16 protein-coding genes are annotated in these 19724 nt (G+C 60.3%); 8 read left to right on the top strand and 8 right to left on the bottom strand.

Annotated elements, in window-relative coordinates:
• Positions 1-10 precede the first annotated feature (10 nt).
• Complete coding sequence (locus tag QRN38_RS25560; protein ID WP_054090668.1) at positions 11-1798, top strand: KinB sensor domain-containing domain; 1788 nt, start codon at positions 11-13, stop codon at positions 1796-1798.
• 88 nt (positions 1799-1886) lie between these two features.
• On the opposite strand, the gene QRN38_RS25555 is transcribed toward QRN38_RS25560, so the two are convergent.
• The 6 genes from QRN38_RS25555 to QRN38_RS25530 all read right to left on the bottom strand — a co-directional run bounded on the left by QRN38_RS25555 (position 1887) and on the right by QRN38_RS25530 (position 7133).
• Entirely contained in the window at positions 1887-2189 is a 303-nt protein-coding gene (locus QRN38_RS25555; protein ID WP_122222993.1) for a Txe/YoeB family addiction module toxin, read from the bottom strand.
• The gene (locus tag QRN38_RS25550) at positions 2161-2439 is read right to left on the bottom strand and encodes a type II toxin-antitoxin system Phd/YefM family antitoxin (RefSeq protein WP_005613797.1); all 279 of its coding nucleotides are present in this window, start codon (positions 2437-2439) and stop codon (positions 2161-2163) included. Before QRN38_RS25550 ends, QRN38_RS25555 begins: the two co-directional genes overlap by 29 nt.
• Positions 2440-2698: 259 nt before the next feature.
• Entirely contained in the window at positions 2699-3478 is a 780-nt protein-coding gene (locus QRN38_RS25545; RefSeq protein ID WP_011103103.1) for an N-acetylmuramoyl-L-alanine amidase, read from the bottom strand.
• Between the two features lie 95 nt (positions 3479-3573).
• Positions 3574-5607: a GGDEF domain-containing protein gene (locus QRN38_RS25540; protein ID WP_057418292.1), complete on the bottom strand. Its 2034-nt coding sequence runs from the start codon at positions 5605-5607 to the stop codon at positions 3574-3576.
• The gene (locus QRN38_RS25535) at positions 5604-6479 is read right to left on the bottom strand and encodes an endonuclease/exonuclease/phosphatase family protein (RefSeq protein ID WP_005613805.1); all 876 of its coding nucleotides are present in this window, start codon (positions 6477-6479) and stop codon (positions 5604-5606) included. Before QRN38_RS25535 ends, QRN38_RS25540 begins: the two co-directional genes overlap by 4 nt.
• Positions 6480-6488: 9 nt before the next feature.
• Entirely contained in the window at positions 6489-7133 is a 645-nt protein-coding gene (locus tag QRN38_RS25530) for a thiol:disulfide interchange protein DsbA/DsbL (protein ID WP_005763490.1), read from the bottom strand.
• A 293-nt stretch (positions 7134-7426) separates the two neighbouring features.
• Here QRN38_RS25530 and yihA point away from each other — a divergent pair, with 293 nt between their 5' ends.
• Positions 7427-8062 (top strand): ribosome biogenesis GTP-binding protein YihA/YsxC, encoded by a 636-nt coding sequence (gene yihA / locus QRN38_RS25525; protein WP_005613810.1) that lies wholly within the window; start codon positions 7427-7429, stop codon positions 8060-8062.
• A 245-nt stretch (positions 8063-8307) separates the two neighbouring features.
• On the opposite strand, the gene polA is transcribed toward yihA, so the two are convergent.
• Positions 8308-11073: a DNA polymerase I gene (polA, locus tag QRN38_RS25520; RefSeq protein WP_057418293.1), complete on the bottom strand. Its 2766-nt coding sequence runs from the start codon at positions 11071-11073 to the stop codon at positions 8308-8310.
• A gap of 74 nt (positions 11074-11147) precedes the next feature.
• Here polA and QRN38_RS25515 point away from each other — a divergent pair, with 74 nt between their 5' ends.
• Both QRN38_RS25515 and QRN38_RS25510 read left to right on the top strand, forming a co-directional pair.
• Entirely contained in the window at positions 11148-11435 is a 288-nt protein-coding gene (locus QRN38_RS25515; RefSeq protein WP_003380192.1) for a DUF2782 domain-containing protein, read from the top strand.
• Positions 11436-11471: 36 nt separating this feature from the next.
• Complete coding sequence (locus QRN38_RS25510; protein WP_007246744.1) at positions 11472-12422, top strand: homoserine kinase; 951 nt, start codon at positions 11472-11474, stop codon at positions 12420-12422.
• A 103-nt stretch (positions 12423-12525) separates the two neighbouring features.
• Here the strand turns inward: QRN38_RS25510 and QRN38_RS25505 are convergent, their stop codons facing one another.
• Positions 12526-13572 (bottom strand): LacI family DNA-binding transcriptional regulator, encoded by a 1047-nt coding sequence (locus tag QRN38_RS25505; RefSeq protein WP_057418294.1) that lies wholly within the window; start codon positions 13570-13572, stop codon positions 12526-12528.
• A gap of 172 nt (positions 13573-13744) precedes the next feature.
• On the opposite strand from QRN38_RS25505, the gene QRN38_RS25500 reads away from it, so the two are divergent.
• The 4 genes from QRN38_RS25500 (at position 13745) to mgrA (ending at position 19607) form a co-directional block, all read left to right on the top strand.
• Positions 13745-16060: a TonB-dependent receptor gene (locus tag QRN38_RS25500; protein ID WP_174518911.1), complete on the top strand. Its 2316-nt coding sequence runs from the start codon at positions 13745-13747 to the stop codon at positions 16058-16060.
• A 35-nt stretch (positions 16061-16095) separates the two neighbouring features.
• Positions 16096-17421, top strand: a complete 1326-nt coding sequence (locus tag QRN38_RS25495; protein ID WP_057418295.1) for an LLM class flavin-dependent oxidoreductase — start codon at positions 16096-16098, stop codon at positions 17419-17421.
• A 130-nt stretch (positions 17422-17551) separates the two neighbouring features.
• Positions 17552-18487: a sulfonate ABC transporter substrate-binding protein gene (locus QRN38_RS25490; RefSeq protein WP_032622286.1), complete on the top strand. Its 936-nt coding sequence runs from the start codon at positions 17552-17554 to the stop codon at positions 18485-18487.
• 82 nt (positions 18488-18569) lie between these two features.
• Entirely contained in the window at positions 18570-19607 is a 1038-nt protein-coding gene (gene mgrA, locus QRN38_RS25485) for an L-glyceraldehyde 3-phosphate reductase (protein WP_024667972.1), read from the top strand.
• The last annotated feature ends 117 nt before the right edge of the window (positions 19608-19724 follow it).

Here is a 19724-nt window from a genome sequence, read left to right as displayed (position 1 = left end):
ATGACCTCAAATGAAACTGGCCATGAAGCTGCGCACTCGCCTCTTTCTGAGCATTTCGGCGCTGATCACAGTCGCCTTGCTCGGACTGCTGCTGGGGCTCGTCAGCGTCATGCAGATGGCGCGCACGCAGGAATCGCTGATTCAGCACAACTTCGCCATTCTGGATCTGGGCTTGAAGTTGCGTCAGAACCTGGGCGACCAACTGGTGTTGATGACCGGGGTCAACCGCAACCCGCCCGAGCTGGAAAAGATTCAGCGTCAGTTCGAGGAGTTGCTGGAGGAAGCTTCGGCGCAGGACACGCAGCAGGATGTGCGCAACGGGCTTGAGGGGACCTGGGTCGATTACCGGCGATTTATCGATGCCTTGAAACAATTCGGCACCGACCCGCGAGGCATACGTGGCAATCCGCAGTTGAGTGAAAGCTTTGACAGCTTGCGTAACGGCTTGCTGAATGTGCACCGCAAGGCGCTGGAAAACATCAGCAGCGCCGAGATCAATTCCCGAGATCGTGCGCTGTGGATCGCGGGCCTTCTGGGGCTGGTCGGGCTGGCGGTGCTGTGCATCGGCTTTGTGACCGCGCACGGTATTGCCCGTCGCTTTGGTGCACCTATCGAAGCGCTGGCCAAGGCTGCCGACCGCATTGGCGAAGGTGATTACGAGGTCACGCTGCCCATTTCCTCGGCTGCCGAAATGAACCTGCTGACCCGGCGATTCGGCATCATGGCAGAGGCCTTGCGTCAGCATCAGGCGACTAATGTCGATGAGCTGCTGGCCGGCCAGCAGCGCCTGCAGGCGGTGCTCGACAGCATTGACGACGGCCTGCTGATGATCGATCGCCAAGGCCATCTGGAGCATTTGAACCCTGTTGCTCAGCGCCAGCTCGGCTGGGACGAGAGTCGCCTCGGGCAGAGTCTGGGGGAGGCGCTGAGTCGTCCCGAACTGGACGAGCAATTGCATCTGGTCCTGCGTGGCGGGACCCTGGAGCGCGCCCCGGAAGACCTGGCCATCGACATCGACGGTGAGTCGCGGCTGCTGACCTACAGCATGACGCCAGTGAGTCACACCAAGGGCCATATCCTGGGTGCTGTGATGGTGCTGCACGACGTCACCGAGCAGCGGGCATTTGAACGCGTGCGCAGCGAATTCGTCCTGCGCGCCTCCCATGAACTGCGCACGCCGGTCACGGGCATGCACATGGCGTTCGGCCTGCTGCAGGAGCGATTGCACTTCGCCCCCGAATCCCGCGAAGCCGATCTGCTCAATACCGTCACCGAAGAGATGCAGCGCTTGATGCAGCTCATCAATGACCTGCTGAATTTCTCGCGCTACCAGAACGGCCTGCAAAAACTCAAACTGGCACCGTGCTCTATCGAAACCTTGCTGGAAGAAGCCAGAGCCCGATACGAAGGGCAGGCGCAGGAGCAGGAGATCGTGCTGATGCTGGACATCCAGGAACCGATGCCGCGCCTGCATGCGGACCAGTCCCAGCTGGAGCGGGTGCTGGACAATCTGCTCGACAACGCATTGCGTCATACACCGCCCAACGGCCTGATCCGCTTGCAGGCGAGGCGTCACGGCGAGCGGGCGATCATCAGTGTCGAAGACAACGGCGAAGGTATCGCCTATGGGCAGCAAGGACGAATCTTCGAGCCCTTCGTCCAGGTCGGCCGCAAAAAAGGCGGCGCTGGCCTTGGCTTGGCGCTGTGCAAGGAAATCGTCCAGTTGCACGGCGGGCGCATGGGCGTCTACTCAAGGCCGGGGCAGGGCACTCAGTTCTATATGGCGCTGCCGCTTTGAAGTTTACGCCTTAAGCCACCAAGCCCTGTGGCCTCAGTGCTGCATTCTGAGGAGTTCGCAGCGCAAGGCGTCCTTTAAAAAGTTGGCGCTAGTAATGATGGCGACACGCGATGACTGTCAGTACACCGCCCTCATAGAAGTAGACAAGACGATGCTCTTTGGTGATGCGGCGGGACCAGTACCCGGTTAAATCGCCGGTCAGTGGTCTCGGCTTACCGGTGCCTTTGAACGGCGTACGCAGGCACTGGCTAATGAGGCAGTCTATTGACAGGGAAATTGCCTGATCGGCATCCTTCCAGTGAGTGTAATCATCCCATCCCGATAGGGTGAAATGCACGCCGACAGCGGTCCTTGCTGCCTGTTTATTCTTCTGTTTCTGACCCTGTGACATCCAGTGAAATTTCCTTTACGAAGGCTTTTCCGGCTTTGTGCTGCGCAATGGATTGCCGCAGGTGCTTCGCATTGGCCTCTGTGCCTAGCAGGTACATGGTTTCTGACATCGAGTTGTAGTCATCAAGGGAAAGCATGACTACATGATCGCCGCGCAGGCGTGTGATGAGTGCTGGCTCATGGTCCCGGCACACATCATCCATCGCTTGCTTTAAACCGGCGCGAGCCTGGCTGAATGATAAAACCTGCATAAAATATTCCTTCCAGGCTGCAAGCCAGGAGCTCTTGTAAATTCCCGTGAGGGATTGGAACTGCTCGACTGTCAATCAGGCGCCGAGCGCATCTTCAAGCACACAGCTTGGGCATAGGACTGTTGTACAGAATATTGTACGTAAATTCAATCCCGCTAAGCCATCGCAGATATTGTTTATCTTGAGTGCTGAAGTTGTAACGATCAAACCGTCGACACGCCCTATTTTGCTCGTCGAAGTGGCATTGTATGGCGCCCAATCACTTCAAATGATTAAGCACCTGCAAAATGGCCGCGCTCTGTGTGTCGGGTTCGCCGTCAAACCGTGCAGGGCGGTAATGCATCTGGAAGGCGGCGATGACCTGGCGTGTGGCGGTGTCGAGCTCTCCGGTTTGTGGGGTGCTGTAGCCCAGGCGTGCGAGTTGTTGCTGGAACCAGCTGACGCTCGGCAGGTTGGTTGCCAGCATTGCCTGGCGCTGGGCAACCAGTCGCTCGTCGGGCCAGGTGCCCAGCCCTTCGGCGGCGAGGCGTTTCCACGGGAATAACGGACCCGGATCTTGCTTGCGCAGCGGGGCGATGTCGCTGTGCCCGATGACGTGTTTCGGGTCGATCCTGTTACGTTTGACGATGTCTTTGAGCAGCACGGTGATCGACTGGATCTGTGCTTCGGTGTACGGATACCACAAGCGACCGGTCGGTGTGTCCTTGAAGCCGGGGTTGACGATCTCGATGCCGATCGAACTGGAGTTGAGCCAGGTGCGCCCTTCCCACTCGCTTTCACCGGCATGCCAGGCGCGTGCGTTTTCATCGACCAGCTTGTAGATGGTCGCCTTGCTGTCGTCACCAATCAGGTAATGGCTGCTTACCTCGCCATGGGTCAGCAGTTGCAGGGACCGCTCCATCGACGTCGAGGTGTAATGCATGACGACGTACTGAACCCGGTTGTCGAAGTTCACCGACGGATGGCTGGTGTCCAGCTTCGGAGCGCTGGAGCAGGCTGTGAGGGCGAGCAGGATAAAGGCAGAGAGATACAGCTTCATGGGGTAGGCAGCGTCGGCAGGAAATGAAACATCATAACAAAGAGCCCGAAAATAGCTTCAGCGCTGAAGCATTTGTTCAGGTCAAAATGTTTCAGTTAGCCTTGCTCGACCCGGTTGCGCCCGTTTTCCTTGGCTTTATACAAAGCCTGGTCTGCGCGCTTGATAGCGGTATCGCTTCGTTCACCGGTGCGCAATGCGGTCACGCCGATGGAGACGGTGATTGTCACTCGCTCGCCTTTGAAGTGGAATGGACACAGCTCGACCGCAGTGCGCAGTTCGTCGAGTAATGTCAGCCCTGCGCCGAGAAGCGTCGCCGGCAGCAGCATGACAAACTCTTCGCCACCAAACCTTGCGAGAAAGTCGGCGGGGCGCAGGCGCTTTTTGAAGACGTTGGCGACAATTTTCAACACTTTATCGCCGGCCAGGTGGCCGTAACCGTCGTTGATACGCTTGAAATGATCCAGATCGAGTATGCACACCAGCAGGCTGTTCTTATCCCGCTGCCAATCAGCCATTTCCTGCTCCAGGCGCTCACCCCAGGAGGCGCGATTGGGCAGGCCGGTAAGCGGGTCGATCAAGGCTTTCTGGCGCTGTTCTTCCAGATGGGTCCTGAACCCCAACGCTTCCTGCTCCATGCTCGCGACACGTGAGGCCAGGCCTTGCAGGCGTGAGGCAACTTCCCGCTCGCGCTCGTCGCGCTTGAGCTGGTAGTTATCCATGGTACTCAGCAAGCCTTCAAAACGGTTGTCGAGCACTTGCTTGAGGCTATTCAGGTCGGACGCGTCCTGCACACTGCTTTGCAAGCCGCCAACCTGCTCGCGCAACTGTTCGTTCAGGTCACGCGCGCTGGACTGGTTCTCGGCATGGTCTTCACTGGCGGCCTGCAAGTGGCTCTGGAAAGACTCGAGGCGCTCGTTGAGCTGCTTGAGATAGCTGCTGAATTCCTGCTGGCCACCGTTGTTGATTGCCAGCATCAGCACAGCCAGATCGTCAAGGATCGGTAGCAGTTCGTACCAGTTCAAGCCATGTTTCAGGCGCAACTGCATGTCTTCGACCTGCGGCCGGAAATGCTCTGACAGGGTCAGGTCGTTGAGCAGGCCCAGCAGCGTTTCTTCGATGTGTGCGGCGACCGAACTGTAGCTTGGCTCCGGAGAGGAGGGCAGTGCATAACCCTCTTCGCTGTCTTCACCTTCGGTGTCTGGCTCGGGGTCGTCTTCCGGCTCCACCTCCAGGGCGGCGGGGGCAGGGCGTTGCTGATAGGGCACGCTGGGCGTGGGCGCCAGCATGTCGGTTGTATCGATATGCTCCACGGGCACGCTGGCAGGTTCGACGGTAATTTCTACCGGTACTGGAGTGACCGAAACAGCCGCTGGCGGTGGCACAGGTTCCACAGTGTTCGTCAGGGCGGGTGTTTCAGCGTTGGGCTCGGGTGCTGGCACCGCAGGTTTGCTCTCGATCTCTCTTTCCAGAGCGGCAGGCGCAGGCGATGTCGGGGCCTGTGCGTCGGGTGCCTCTGGGGGCTCGTGAACTTCTTCGTGCATTTCCTGCGCGGGCGGAAGGCTTTGCGGATGGGCCGCTTCAGGAGGATGCTCGTTACCGTGCTCGTCCCGTGAGCCGAACAGGCGTTGCAGAAGCCCCGGGCGCTGGCCTTCATCCTGTTTTTCAAGCTGAGTCAGGGCCTGACCCTGCAAGCCGCTCAACTCGCTGAGCAGCAGTGGCAACTCGCGTGCTTGCGCCGCCCGCTCTTCAAGGTCCTTGGCAAAGCGCTTGAGGGGTTTGCGCACCTCTCGAGTCAACGGCAGTGCCTGCAACTGTGTAACCAGCGCGGTCAGTGCCGAGCCAATTTGCCCGACGCGGACTTCACGGCGTTGCTCGGAGTCCAGCACGGCTTTTTCAAGGCGTGGAATCAAGGCTGCCAGACCTGCGTCCATGTCGTCCCTGCGGACGATTTCGCGCATTTCCTTCATGCATTCATCGACGGCGCGGTCGGAGCCTTCCGCCGCCAGGCTGCTGCGCACCAAACCGCGGCGCAACAAGTCGAGCCGCGCGTCCCAGCGCTTTTCGAGCTTATCCTGCTGCTCGATGCCTTTGAGGTACTTCTCTCTCCAGCGCTCCGCCTCGTCGCTCATGCAAGGTTTCCACCAGAAGGCACAGGCAGCGAGTCCCCGTGCAGTGAAGCGGGCAGGCGGATCTCGACAGCAACCGGCAGGTGATCGGAAATAGGGTGAGCCAGCACCTGCACGCGTTCAAGTGTCAGGGTCGGGCTGAGCAAAATGTGATCAAGGCAGCGTTGTGGCCGCCAACTCGGAAAGGTCGCTTCGATCTGCGGGGCCAGCAGGCCAAGGTCACGCAGCGGCGAGTGTTCCAGCAGATCGTTGGCGTGGGTGTTCATGTCGCCCATCAGCACTTGATGACGATAACCGCCGATCAGCTCGCGAATGTAGGCCAGTTGCCGGGTTCGGGTGCGCGTCCCGAGGGCCAGGTGCATCATGACCACCACCAGCGCATCTTCGCCTTCGCCGAAGCGGACAAGAATGGCCCCGCGCCCTGCCGGACCCGGCAGAGGATGATCTTCGATCTTGGTCGGACGCAGGCGGCTCAATACACCGTTGCTGTGCTGGGCAAAGCGTCCGAGGTTGCGATTGAGCTGCTGATACCAGAACGGGAAACCGCCCAGCTGGGCGAGATGCTCGACCTGATTGACGAAGCCGGAGCGCATGCTTCCGCCATCGACTTCCTGCAAGGCGACCAGATCGAAATCGTTGATCAGGTCGCCGATCTTCTGCAGGTTGCCAGCCCGGCCGACGTGCGGCAGCAGGTGTTGCCAGCTGCGCGTCAGGTAATGCCGGTAGCGCTCGGTGCTGATACCGACCTGGATATTGAAACTGAGCAGCCGCAGCCTGCCGTCTTCCGGCAAGCCGCTTTGCGTCAGATGATGTTCGTTGACCTGCGGATCATGCAGGCCAACGATACGCGGGCTGCCTTTGCCCCAGCGGCGCATGGCGAGCGCTTACTTGGCGGCCTTGGCAGCCGCTCGCTCTTTGTCGATCAACTGGTCGGCAACCTGCAGGGTCTTTTCCGGACCACCGGCAGAACCCAGGTCAAAGCGGTACTTGCCGTTGACGATCATGGTTGGAACGCCGGTTACTTCGTATTTCTTGGCCAGTTCCTTGTACTGCGCGATCTTGCCCTTCACGGCGAAGGAGTCGAACGTCTTGAGGAAGTCGTCCTTGTTGACGCCCTGGGTTGCGACGAAGTCAGCCATGTCGTTCTTGTCGGTCAGACGCTTGCCGCCTTTCTGGATCGCTTCGAATACCGCTGCGTGAACCTTGTGCTCGACGCCCATGGTGTCCAGGGTGATGAACAGTTGGCCGTGAGCGTCCCAAGGACCGCCGAACATGGCCGGGATGCGCACGAAATTGACGTCGGACGGGAGTTTTTCGACCCACGGGTTGATGGTCGGCTCGAATGCGTAGCAGTGCGGGCAGCCATACCAGAACAGCTCAATGACTTCGATCTTGCCCGGCACGGCGACGGGCACAGCGCTTGTCAGCTCGACGTATTGTTTGCCGGACTCGATGGGCTCGGCAGCCTGGGCGGACATACCGAACAGACTGGCGGCAACCAGGGCGGCGCTGATGATCAGATTACGCATGCTTTACTCCTGAGCAGATAAAATCGCCTTCAAGCGGCGGTTGTTCGACCGGTCGCGAAAGCCTGAGTTCGTTAGTGTAACGCTGAGGTTGTAAAAATGGGCGGCCTTGGACGGCCTTTTTGCATAAGGAGTGAAGCAGGTCATGTCTGAATGTTCCAGCCGCCAGTCAGTGCGCCCCGACAGGGTGCGAGTATGGGCCGGGGGGCAGGTGTGTCATTATAGGCGCACGCACCCAAACGAAACCGACACCTCTTGCCGCACCCCTTGCAGGCAGGGTCTTCACCGGAAATCACATGCAGCTCAAAAACCCCATTCTCGGTCTGTGCCAACAGGCCACGTTCATGCTCAGCGCCGCCAAGGTCGACCAATGCCCCGATGACGAGGGTTTTGAAGTCGCATTCGCCGGGCGCTCCAACGCGGGCAAGTCGAGCGCGCTGAACACCCTGACTCACGCCAGCCTTGCGCGCACCTCCAAGACTCCTGGGCGCACCCAGTTGCTGAACTTTTTCGGCCTTGATGAAGATCGTCGTCTGGTCGACTTGCCCGGCTACGGCTACGCCAAAGTGCCAATCCCGCTGAAACTGCATTGGCAGCGCCACCTGGAAGCTTATCTGGGCAGCCGCGAAAGCCTGAAAGGGCTGATCCTGATGATGGACATCCGTCATCCAATGACCGACTTCGACCTGCTGATGCTCGATTGGGCGATTGCCAGCCACATGCCAATGCACATCCTGCTGACCAAAGCTGACAAGCTGACCTACGGCGCTGCCAAGAACACGCTGCTCAAGGTTCAGGCCGAGATTCGCAAAGGCTGGGGTGACGCAGTGAGCATCCAGTTGTTTTCGGCGCCCAAACGCATGGGGCTGGAAGAGGCCTACACAGTGCTGGCCGGCTGGATGGAACTGGAAGACAAAGCGCCTGCGGAGTAAATCGCAGGCAAAAAAAGACCCCGGACTTCACATGGGGAGGGGAAGTACCGGGGCTTAAGGTCCGGACCTTAGGGTGGGGTCCGGAATAACTGCCAACACTTAACACAACTTAAGAGCACGATGGATTTTTCAATCAATCGGAACCTCTGACTCCTGTCCAAACGGTTAAGTTCCAGCAATTAAGAAAAGTTCACATTTCCTACAATGTTTGACGAATCCCCCCACGAATTCGTCGTTTTTCAGCGTTAATGTGCCTCGTCCCAGTTGTTGCCGACCCCGACTTCCACCAGCAGCGGCACTGCCAGTTCTGCCGCGCCGCTCATGTGTGGACGGATCTGCTCGCTGATCTGATCGACCAGGTCTTCGCGCACTTCCAGTACCAGTTCATCGTGCACCTGCAGGATGACCCGTGCATCCAGGCCGGATTCGTCCAGCCAGCCATTCACCGCCACCATTGCTTTTTTGATGATGTCCGCCGCCGTGCCCTGCATCGGCGCGTTGATCGCCATGCGTTGCGCGCCGTTGCGCAGTGAAGGGTTCTTGGCGTTGATGTCCGGCAGGTACAGGCGACGGCCGAAAATAGTCTCGACGAAGCCCTGCTCGGCGGCCTGGGTGCGCGTGCGCTCCATATAGTCCAGCACGCCGGGGTAGCGGGCAAAATAGCGATCGACATACGCCTGCGACTGCTTGCGGTCCACGCCGATCTGTTTGGCCAGGCCAAATGCGCTCATGCCGTAGATCAGGCCGAAGTTGATCGCTTTGGCGCTGCGGCGCATGTCGGTGGTGACGTTCTCCAGTTCGACGCCGAAAACTTCCGACGCTGTCGCGCGGTGGACGTCCAGGTCGTTGCGGAACGCATGCAGCAAGCCTTCGTCCTTGGCCAGGTGCGCCATGATCCGCAGTTCAATCTGCGAATAGTCTGCCGCCAGCAGCTTGTAACCCTTGGGCGCCACGAACGCCTGACGGATGCGGCGGCCTTCGGCGGTACGAATAGGGATGTTCTGCAGATTCGGGTCGCTGGAAGACAAACGCCCGGTCACGGCTACCGCCTGATGATAGGAGGTGTGAATACGCCCGGTGCGCGGGTTGATCTGCTCGGGCAGGCGGTCGGTATAGGTGCTCTTGAGCTTGCTCATCGAGCGGTACTGCATCAGCACCTTGGGCAGCGGGAAGTCCTGTTCGGCGAGCTCGGCAAGCACCGCCTCGGCTGTCGATGGCTGGCCGGTGGCTGTCTTGCTCAGGATAGGCATGCCGAGTTTTTCGTAGAGAATCACGCCAAGCTGCTTGGGCGAACCGAGGTTGAATTCTTCACCGGCAATGGCGAACGCCTCGCGCTCCAGTGCGGTCATCTTGTCGCCCAGCTCAACGCTCTGGATGCCCAGCAGGTTGGCATCGACCAGCGCGCCCTGACGTTCGATGCGGGCCAGAACCGGCACCAATGGCATCTCGATCTCGTTGAGCACCGGCTGCAAGGTCGGAATCGCGGCCAGGCGGGCTTCGAAGACTTCATGCAGGCGCAGGGTCAGGTCGGCCTCTTCGGCGGCGTAGTTACCGGCCTGCTCGATGGCGATCTGGTCGAAGGTCAGCTGCTTGGCACCCTTGCCGGCGATGTCCTGGAAGTTGATCGGCGTATGCGTCAGGTACTTGGCCACCAGGCTGTCGCGGTCGTGGCGAGTGGCGGTGGAGTCCAGCACGTAGGATTCAAGAATGGTGTCAAAGCGCACACCCTGCAGCTCGATGCCCTGCGCCTGATCGCCGCCGATCGCGCAGTTGGCGAGCAGGTTGATGGCAAATTTGGCGTGCTGACCGACCTTGATCTTGTTCGGGTCTTCCAGCAGCGGCTTGAGCGTCTTGAGGACGGTGTCGCGATCCAGTTGCTGCGGCACGCCCATATAGGAGTGGGTCAGCGGGATGTAGGCGGCTTCGTGGGTCTGGATGGCGAAAGACAGGCCCACCAGTTGCGCACGCTGGGCGTCGGTGCCGTTGCTCTGGGTAACGAAGGCGAAAAGCGGTGCCGCCTGAAGCTTTTTCAGCCAGGCGTCAAACTGCCCTTGCTCAAGAATGACCTCGTACGTTGCTTCCTTGGCTGCCACGGTCGGCTCTTCGACGACCAGCTCCTGGCCTGCGCGTTTGGCATCGCGTTGCAGGTCTTCGATCCAGCTCTTGAATTCCAGCTCGGCGTACAGTTCCATCAGCTTGTCGCGGTCTGGCTCGCTGCAATGCAACTGCTCCAGCTCGATGTCCAGCGGCACGTCTATCTTGATGGTCGCCAACTCGTAAGAGAGGAAGGCCATCGCGCGGTGTTCTTCAAGCTTGGCGGCCAGGGTCTTGGCGCCGCGGATCGGCAGGGTCGCGACCATTTCCAGGTTGTCGTAAAGCTCCTTGATCCCGCCACCCACGCCCACCAGCAGGCCGACAGCGGTTTTTTCGCCAACGCCGGGCACGCCGGGGATGTTATCGACCTTGTCGCCCATCAAAGCGAGGTAGTCGATGATGTGCTCCGGGCCGACGCCGAATTTTTCTTTTACGCCCGCCACGTCCAGCACGCTGCCGGTCATGGTGTTGACCAGCGTGATATGGCCATCGACCAGTTGCGCCATGTCCTTGTCGCCGGTGGAAATGACCACCGGGCGATCAGCCGCCGCGCTGCTGCGCGCCAGGGTGCCGATCACATCATCCGCTTCGACGCCTTCAACGCACAAAAACGGATAGCCCATGCCTTTCACGCAAGCGTGCAGCAGATCGACCTGCACGCGCAGGTCATCCGGCATACTCGGCCGGTTGGCCTTGTAGTCGGTGTACAGCGCGTCCCTGAACGTCCCGCCCTTTGCATCGAAGACGACCGCGAGCGGGCTGTCCGGGTATTGACGGCGCAGGCTTTTGAGCATGTTGAGCACGCCCTTGACGGCGCCGGTCGGCAACCCTTTGGACGTGGTCAGGGGTGGCAGGGCGTGGAAGGCGCGGTAGAGGTAAGAAGAACCGTCCACCAGGACGAGCGGCGCTTGGGTCATGAGCAGAATCAACCTTTTCGGCGGGGTCGGCGCTAGAATGCGCAGACCATTGACGACAAAGGGACAAGGTTATCATGCGCAAGGTAAATCGACTGATATTGACCGGCCTGTTGGCACTTTGCCCTTTGCTCGCAGTTTCGGCAGAGGACCCGCCGTCGGCGGCACCGGACGTGACCATTCGCACCGATGGCGACAAAACGATTCAGGAATACCGCCAGAATGGTTTCCTGTACGCCGTGAAAATCACTCCGAAACACGGCAAGCCCTATTTTCTGGTGCGCGCCGATGGTACAAGCCCTAACTTCATCCGTTCGGACCAACCGGACATGCTGATCCCGCAGTGGGAAATATTCAGCTGGTAGCACCTTACATTCACCCTAATCGTTGGCAGTTCTGACATGTCTGTTTTTACCCCACTGGCTCGGCCCGAGCTGGAAACATTTCTCGCCCCTTACGGGCTCGGCCGCCTGCTTGACTATCAGGGCATTGCCGCCGGTAGTGAAAACACCAATTACTTCATCAGCCTGGAGCAGGGTGAGTTTGTCCTGACGCTGGTCGAGCGTGGCCCGGTGCAGGAGATGCCGTTCTTCATAGAACTGCTTGATGTGCTGCACGACGCCAACCTGCCGGTGCCCTACGCGCTGCGCACCACCGACGGTCAGGCCCTGCGCGAGCTGGCGGGCAAGCCTGCGCTCTTGCAGCCGCGGCTGCCGGGCAAGCACATCAGCGAGCCCAACACCCAGCATTGCGTGCAGATTGGCGAACTGTTGGCCAACCTGCACCTGGCCACCCGCGAGCAGGTGCTTGAGCGCAAGACTGACCGTGGTCTTGACTGGATGCTCAGCGAGGGACGCAATTTTCTGTCGCATCTGGGCGAGACTCAGCGCGCCCTGCTTGAAAAAAGTCTTCAGGAGATCGAAGACCTCAAGCCGCAGATCATGGCATTGCCGCGCGCCAATCTGCATGCCGACCTGTTTCGTGACAACGTGCTGTTCGAGGGCACACACCTGACCGGGCTGATCGATTTCTACAACGCCTGTTCCGGTCCGATGCTCTACGACCTGGCGATTGCCCTCAACGACTGGTGCTCCCGCGAAAACGGCCAGCTCGACGCCGTCCGCGCCCGCGCGCTGTTGGGTGCCTATGCCGGCTTGCGTCCGTTCACCGCTGCCGAATCAAAGCTGTGGGCAACAATGTTGCGCATAGCCTGCGTGCGTTTCTGGCTGTCCCGCCTGATCGCCGCCGAGACCTTCGCCGGGCAGGACGTGCTGATTCACGACCCTGCCGAGTTCGAACAGCGCCTGGCAGAGCGTCAAACGCCACACATAGCGTTGCCGTTTGCGCTCTGAATAGCTCTATTCCAGATCGGACACGGAGCGTCCAGAACGGCATATGACGCGGAGCGTCGCACGATAGTTGAGGGCTCGTGGGAACGAGAGCTTGTCTGCATGCTCACGTACTTTCCCGCTCCACCAACCTGCAATCGAGCAAATTCAGCCGCTGCAGTGCCCCCTCCACCGGCAGCACCTCAAGGCTCTCCAGCACGCGGGTTGCGGCCATTACGCCGATCTCCAGTGCAGGTGGTTTGATTGTAGTAAGGCTGGGCAGCATCATTTCTGCGAAGGCGTAGTCGCCAAAGCCCATGACGGCGCAGTCCTGCGGGATGTGCAGGCCTGCGCGCTGGCTGGCGAGCAGGGCGCCGGCTGCCAGGTTGTCGTTGGCGAAGAAGATGGCGTCGGGGCGCGGCGCTTGGCTCATCAGCATTTCCATGGCCTGCTTGCCTGCCTCGAAAGGCGCTCGCCCGGCGTCCGGGACAAATACCCACGGCCTCAGGCCAAGCCCTTCCAGCGTCGCGGCATAACCGTCGCGCCGCTCCAGTGCGCTGAAGTCGCCCGCAACGCTGTTCTGTACGAACGCAATGCGGCGATAGCCTTTGGCATGCAGATAGCGGGCTGCGCTAACGCCCACGTCGTAGTGGGAAAAACCAATCTGGATCGGGCTGCGGTCAGGCTGATGGTCCCAGGTTTCAATCACCGGGACGTCGGTCTGCTCGATCATCTTCTCAGTCGCCGGGCTGTGGAAGCGACTGGTCAGCACCAAGGCCGCCGGAGACCAGCCCAGAAACGCCCGCACGGCGCTTTCTTCCTGCTCGGCGGAAAAGTAGCTGGAGGCCAGCAACAACTGGAAACCATGCTGGCTCAAGGTGTCGCTGAAGCCCTGAATGGTGTTGGCGAAGATCGGCCCGGAGATGTTGGGGATCACCATCGCCACCACCTTGCTGCGCGCCGACGCCAGGCCGCCTGCCACCAGGTTGGGCACATAGCCCAGCGTATTGACCACCGCCGCGATGCGTTCGCGCAGTTCGGGCGAGACTTGCTCCGGCTGATTGAAATAGCGCGACACGGTGATGGCCGACACCCCCGCCTGGCGTGCCACGGCGGTGATCGTCACCCGGCCGGCGCCTCGGCGTTTGCGTGTCGCAGGTTTTTCGTCAGCCATGCTCGAATCACTTCGCATAAAATTAAAAGGAATATAAAACTAGTTTTTCAGTATTGGACGATCTATCTGCCAATTCCTGATACTGGCGATGTTAGCGCTAACAACGATGGTTTGTCTGCTACTCGCCACCGCGAATGCCCGGACCCGGTTTAGCCAGCACGAACAGGCGCCAGTGCGCATCGCACTGTCGGATCAGGGCATATTTCAGGCAGGCACGCAGATGCACACAACACACGGGGATGGCGTCAAACACACACTTCTGGCGCAAGCCATCGACCAGGCTCATGTGGCGCGGGGGCGTCGCTATGGCTGGTTGTTGGTGGGGCTGACGGCTTTGCCGTGGGTGCCGGCAATGGCCGCGACCGAGGCCGCGCAAAACCCTGAGACCGTAGCACTGGAGTCGGTCACCGTGACGGCCACGCGCCGTGAAGAGTCGCTGCAAAAAGTCCCGGTCGCAGTCTCGGTGATTCAGGGCGAACAACTGGAGCGGGACAACCGCAACGGCGTGGCCAGTATCGTGCAGCAAGTGCCGTCGCTGAACTTCCGCACCGGTGCCTCCAACAAGGACACCTCGCTGTTCATTCGCGGTGTCGGCACCATTTCCACTTCGCCGGGCGTCGAACCGACCGTGGCGACCGTGATTGATGGCGTGGTGTATGCGCGTCCGGGTCAGGCCACGCTGGACATGCTCGACCTTGAACGCATCGAAGTGCTGCGCGGCCCGCAAGGCACGCTGTTCGGCAAGAATGCGTCGGCCGGTGTGCTCAACGTCACCACCAAGGCACCAACCGAAGAGACCCACGGTTATATCGATCAGTCGTATTACAGCGGCAATGAAAGCCGCACCCGTTTCGGCATCGGTGGCAGTCTTATACCGCAGACCCTCAAGGGCTCGATCACCACGCTGTTCGGCAGCTACGACGGCAACGTCGACAACAAGCTCAACGGTCAGGAAGTCAACGGTTACAACCGCAAGGGCGCGCGCGGCAAGCTGGAGTTCACGCCCAACGACGACATCACGTTTACCCTCGCAGCAGACTACATGCAGTCCCATGATGACGCGCCCAACGGCGTGGTCAGCAAGGCGCTGACCCCGGCGTTCGCCAGTGCGCTGTCACCGGTGCGCGCCGACAGCGACAACCGCAACGTGCTCAGCGATTACCGCAGCCACGTCGAAGACGTCAACAAAGGCTTGTCCGGTCAGCTTGACTGGCAACTGGGCGATTACACCCTGACCTCCATCACCGCCTGGCGCGGCTGGGACAACACCCAGTATCAGGATGGCGACCGTCTTGGCACCGTCACTGCTGCCTTCCCCGGCACCGAAGACAAGGGCGATCTGGAGTTCAACCAGTATTCTCAGGAGCTGCGTCTGGCGTCGCCAAAGGGCCAGTTTGTCGAGTACGTCGGCGGGCTGTTCTACATGCACGGCAAGAGTGACGAAACCTATCAGCGCACGCTGCTCACCCCGACCACGCAAAACCGTGGCATCGCCGATTACAGCACCACCACCGACAGCTATTCGGTGTTTGGCGAAACCACCTTCAATTTCACGCCGGATTTGCGCGCGATTGCGGGCGCGCGCTGGACCCACGACGATCTGGAATACGACCATCGCCGCGTTTCGACATCGGCGACCACAGTCAGCGGCATTCAGCCTGCGACCAGCAGTTCCGGGTCGGTGGACGAGGACGGCAAGTCCGGGCGGCTGGGTCTGCAATATGACCTGAGCGACAGCGTTATGACCTACATCACCTACTCGCGCGGCTACAAGGGCCCGGCCTACAACGTGTTCTTCAACATGCAGCCGCGTGACACCGAAGCCCTCAAGCCGGAAACCTCGAACACCTGGGAAGTGGGCGTCAAAGCCACCACCTGGAACAATCGCCTGACCACCAACCTGGCGGTGTTCCACAGCGATTACGACAACTATCAGGCGAACTTCTTCGACAGCGTGGCCGGGCAGGTCGTGACGCGCCTGATCAACGCAGGCAGTGTCAGCACCGAAGGCGTCGAGCTGGATTACGCCTTGCAGGCCACTGGGAACCTGAAACTCTCCGGTGCGCTGTCCTACACCAAGGCGCGCATTGACACCTTCGCCTGCCCGGCCGGTGCGGCGGCGTCGTGCAACGTCGATGGCAAAACCCTGCCTTACAGCCCGGACTGGAAAAGCTACGTGCGCGCCGATTACACCATCCCGCTGGACAACGGCCTGGACATCGAACTGGGCACCGATTACAGCTGGCAGAGCGAAGTGCAGTACGACATCAGCCAGAACCCGGACACCAGGCAGGGTGCGTACGGCATCTGGAACGCCAGCGTGGCACTGGCCGATTACAACAGCGGCTGGCGCGTGGCACTGCTTGGCAAGAACCTGGCAGACAAGTCTTATTCGCCGATGCTGGCAACCGGCGGCAACTACGTTTACCGATCCGTGCCGCGTGATGACGAACGTTATTTCGGCGTGCAGCTGCGCAAGGATTTTTGAGTCGCTGCCCGCAGCAACACAGTAAGGAGTGAGGCATGAGCACGACTGCTCGACAGATGAAACTGGGCGCTTTCCTGATGGCCACCGGGCACCACGTTGCAGCCTGGCGCCACCCGGATGTGCCTGCGGATGCTGGGCTGGATTTCAAGCACTACCGGCATTTGGCCCAGGTCGCGGAAGCGGCGAAATTCGATACGTTGTTTGTGGCCGACAGTGTGGCCGCGGCGACCGGTGACATCGCCAGTCGCATGGCCCGCTCGGATCATTTCGAGCCACTGACGCTGCTCTCGGCGCTGAGCGCGGTGACCGATCACATCGGCCTGATCGCGACGGCAACCACCACCTACAACGAGCCGTATCACGTGGCCCGCAAGTTCGCCTCGCTGGATCACCTGTCGGGCGGTCGGGCGGGCTGGAATCTGGTGACGTCGGACGCCGCCGCCGAGGCGCAGAATTTCGGTCGCGCCGAGCATGTCGGCCACGCCGAGCGTTACAGCCGAGCGCGTGAGTTTCATCAGGTAGTGACCGGCCTGTGGGACAGCTGGACAGACGACGCCTTCACCCGTGACAAGGCCAGCGGCCAGTATTACGACCCGGCCAACGTGCATGTGCTGGATCACGTGGGCGAGCATTTCAGCGTCAAAGGCCCGCTGAACGTGGCGCGTTCGCCGCAGGGTCAGCCGGTGGTGGTGCAGGCCGGTTCCTCGGAAGTCGGCCGCGACCTTGCGGCGCAGACGGCAGAGGTAGTGTTCACCGCGCAGACCTCGCTGGCCAGTGCCCAGGCGTTTTATGCCGACATCAAGGAACGCTTGAGCACTTACGGGCGAGACGCAGATTCGCTGAAAGTCATGCCCGGCGTGTTCATCGTCGTGGCAGAAACCGAAGCGCTGGCGAAACAGAAGTTCGAGTCGTTTCAGGACCTGGTCGAACCGCAGGTGGGTGTTGCTCTGCTGGGCCGCATGCTGGGTAACTTCGACCTGTCCGGCTACCCGCTGGACGGCCCGTTGCCGGAACTGCCACTGACCGACAGCGGCCAGCGCAGTCGGCAAAAGTTGCTGACTGAGCTGGCCGACCAGGAAAACCTGACCCTGGCGCAACTGGGGCGGCGGATTGCCGGTGGGCGAGGGCACTACAGCCTGATCGGTACGCCTGCGCAGATCGCCGATGAGCTGCAAATCTGGTTCGAACAAGGCGCGGCGGACGGCTTCAATGTGCTGGTGCCGCATCTGCCGGGCGGTCTGGAAGACGTCGCACAGTTGCTGGTGCCGGAGTTGCAGCGGCGCGGGTTGTTTCGTACTGAATATGAAGGCACCACGTTGCGCGAAAACCTGGGCTTGCAGCGGCCTGCTTATGGATTTTGATATTTCCCGCATGCAAGCCCTGGAGGACTCAGAAAACGGCGCGCTCAGGCTTCTGCCCGCAGGGCGTTGTGGGGGCGGATTTTTTACAGCACAGAGACTGGGCATAGACCACTGAATTAAAGGATTAACCATGAAATCATTCACTTTCATCGCCGCCATTCTGGCTTTCAGCGGCTTGCTCAATACCGCCTCTGCCGACGAGCCTGACGCCTTGCGCATCGGCTACCAGAAAGGCTCGATCACTCTGGTGCTGGCCAAGGAGCACGGCCTGCTGGAGAAGCGCTTTGCTGCCACAAAAATCAAATGGATCGAGTTTCCGGCCGGGCCGCAGATGCTTGAGGCGTTGAATATCGGCAGCCTGGACATCGCTTCGACCGGCGACATTCCACCGATCTTCGCTCAGGTGGCAGGTGCAGACCTGGTCTACATCGGCGCGGAGCCCGCCAAGCCGCAGGCGGAAACCCTGCTGGTGCGCAACGAAAGCCCGCTGCACAGCGTGGCAGAGCTGAAAGGCCGCAAAGTCGCGCTCCAGAAAGGCTCCAGCGCGCACAACGTGGTGCTGCGTGTGCTGAACAAGGCAGGGCTGGCGTTCAAGGATATTCAGCCGATCTACCTGACCCCGGCCGATGCCCGTGCCGCGTTTGAAAACGGTAGCGTCGATGCCTGGGCGATCTGGGACCCGTACTACTCCATCGCCCTGAACGAAGGCCACAGCCGCCTGTTGGCCAACGGCGAAGGGCTCGGGCTGTCGGGGCCGTTCTACACCGCACGCCGGGAATTCGCCGAGAAAAACGGCGCGTTCGTCCAGCAGATCCTCGACGAACTGACGATGGCCGATGAACTGACTCGCACGCAACGCGCAGAGAGCATCCAGATCCTGGCGCGCAGCATGGGCTTGTCCGAAGCGGTCATCACTCAGTATCTTGACCATCGACCTGCATCACCCAGCTTGCCGATCACGCCTGAAATCGTGCGTGCGCAGCAAGCGACCGCCGATCTGTTTTACGACAACCACTTGATACCCAAGCGGGTCGACATTCAGCAGGCTGTCTGGCAAAAGCCATGATTCCTGCGCGGCGAGCAGACGCTTCAAGCTCGCGAGCGCACCGCGACACGCCTCGAATATCCCGCAGACAAGAGAGGATTCAATGACCTATATCGCTGCCGAAAATCGTTACAAAGACATGCCGTATCGCCGTACCGGCCGCAGCGGGCTGGTGCTTCCGGCACTGTCGTTGGGCTTGTGGCACAACTTTGGTGACAGCACGCCGATCGACACTCAGCGCGCCATGCTGCGCACCGCGTTCGATCTGGGTATCAACCATTTCGACCTGGCTAACAACTATGGCCCGCCCTACGGCAGCGCCGAGATCAACTTTGGTCGTTTGCTGCGTGAAGACTTCAAGCACTACCGCGACGAGCTGATCATCTCCAGCAAGGCAGGCTGGGACATGTGGCCGGGGCCTTACGGGCAGGGCGGTGGCTCGCGCAAATACGTGCTGGCCAGCCTTGATCAGAGCCTGCAACGCATGGGGCTGGATTACGTCGATATTTTCTACTCGCACCGCTTCGACCCGGACACTCCGCTGGAAGAAACCGCCAGCGCGCTGGCCACTGCGGTGCAGCAGGGCAAAGCGCTTTACATCGGCATCTCGTCGTATTCCGGGGCCAAGACCCGTGAAATAGCCGCGCTGCTCAAAGAGTGGAAAGTGCCGTTGCTGATTCACCAGCCGGCTTACAACCTGCTCAACCGCTGGGTTGAGAAAGACCTGCTTGATGCGACCGAAGAACTGGGTGCTGGCGTGATTGCCTTCACCGCGTTGGCTCAGGGGTTGCTATCGGACAAGTATTTGAACGGCGTGCCCAAGGACGCACGGGTCAATCGTCCGGGCGGTGGCTCGCTGCAGGCTTCGCACTTGTCCGAGCAGAACATCGCCCACGTGCGCGCCCTCAATGAAATTGCCCAGCGTCGCGGTCAAAGCCTGGCACAAATGGCCCTGGCCTGGACCCTGCGAGACCCGCGCGTAACCTCAGCGTTGATCGGCGCGAGCCGTCCGGAGCAGATCATCGAAAACGTTGGCGCTCTGCAGAACCTGGCGTTCAGCAGCGAAGAACTGGCCGAGATCGACAGCTTTGCGGTGGAAGGCGGGATCAATCTGTGGGAAAAGCCATCTCTGGCTGAGTGATGCGCGTGCCAATAAGTCCTGAAGAGTCAGGCACGCGGTGCTGACCATCGTTCCCACGCTCCGTGGACTGCCCCCAAGAAGTTGGACACCAATCCGACCTAATGGGGGTGTTCAAAT

Origin of the sequence: Pseudomonas sp. CFBP2511 (assembly GCF_030209255.1) — a bacterium.
Classification (GTDB): Bacteria; Pseudomonadota; Gammaproteobacteria; order Pseudomonadales; family Pseudomonadaceae; genus Aquipseudomonas; species Aquipseudomonas avellanae.
Note: the sequence above shows the minus strand (reverse complement) of the source record. Positions and strands in the feature narration are given on the sequence as shown.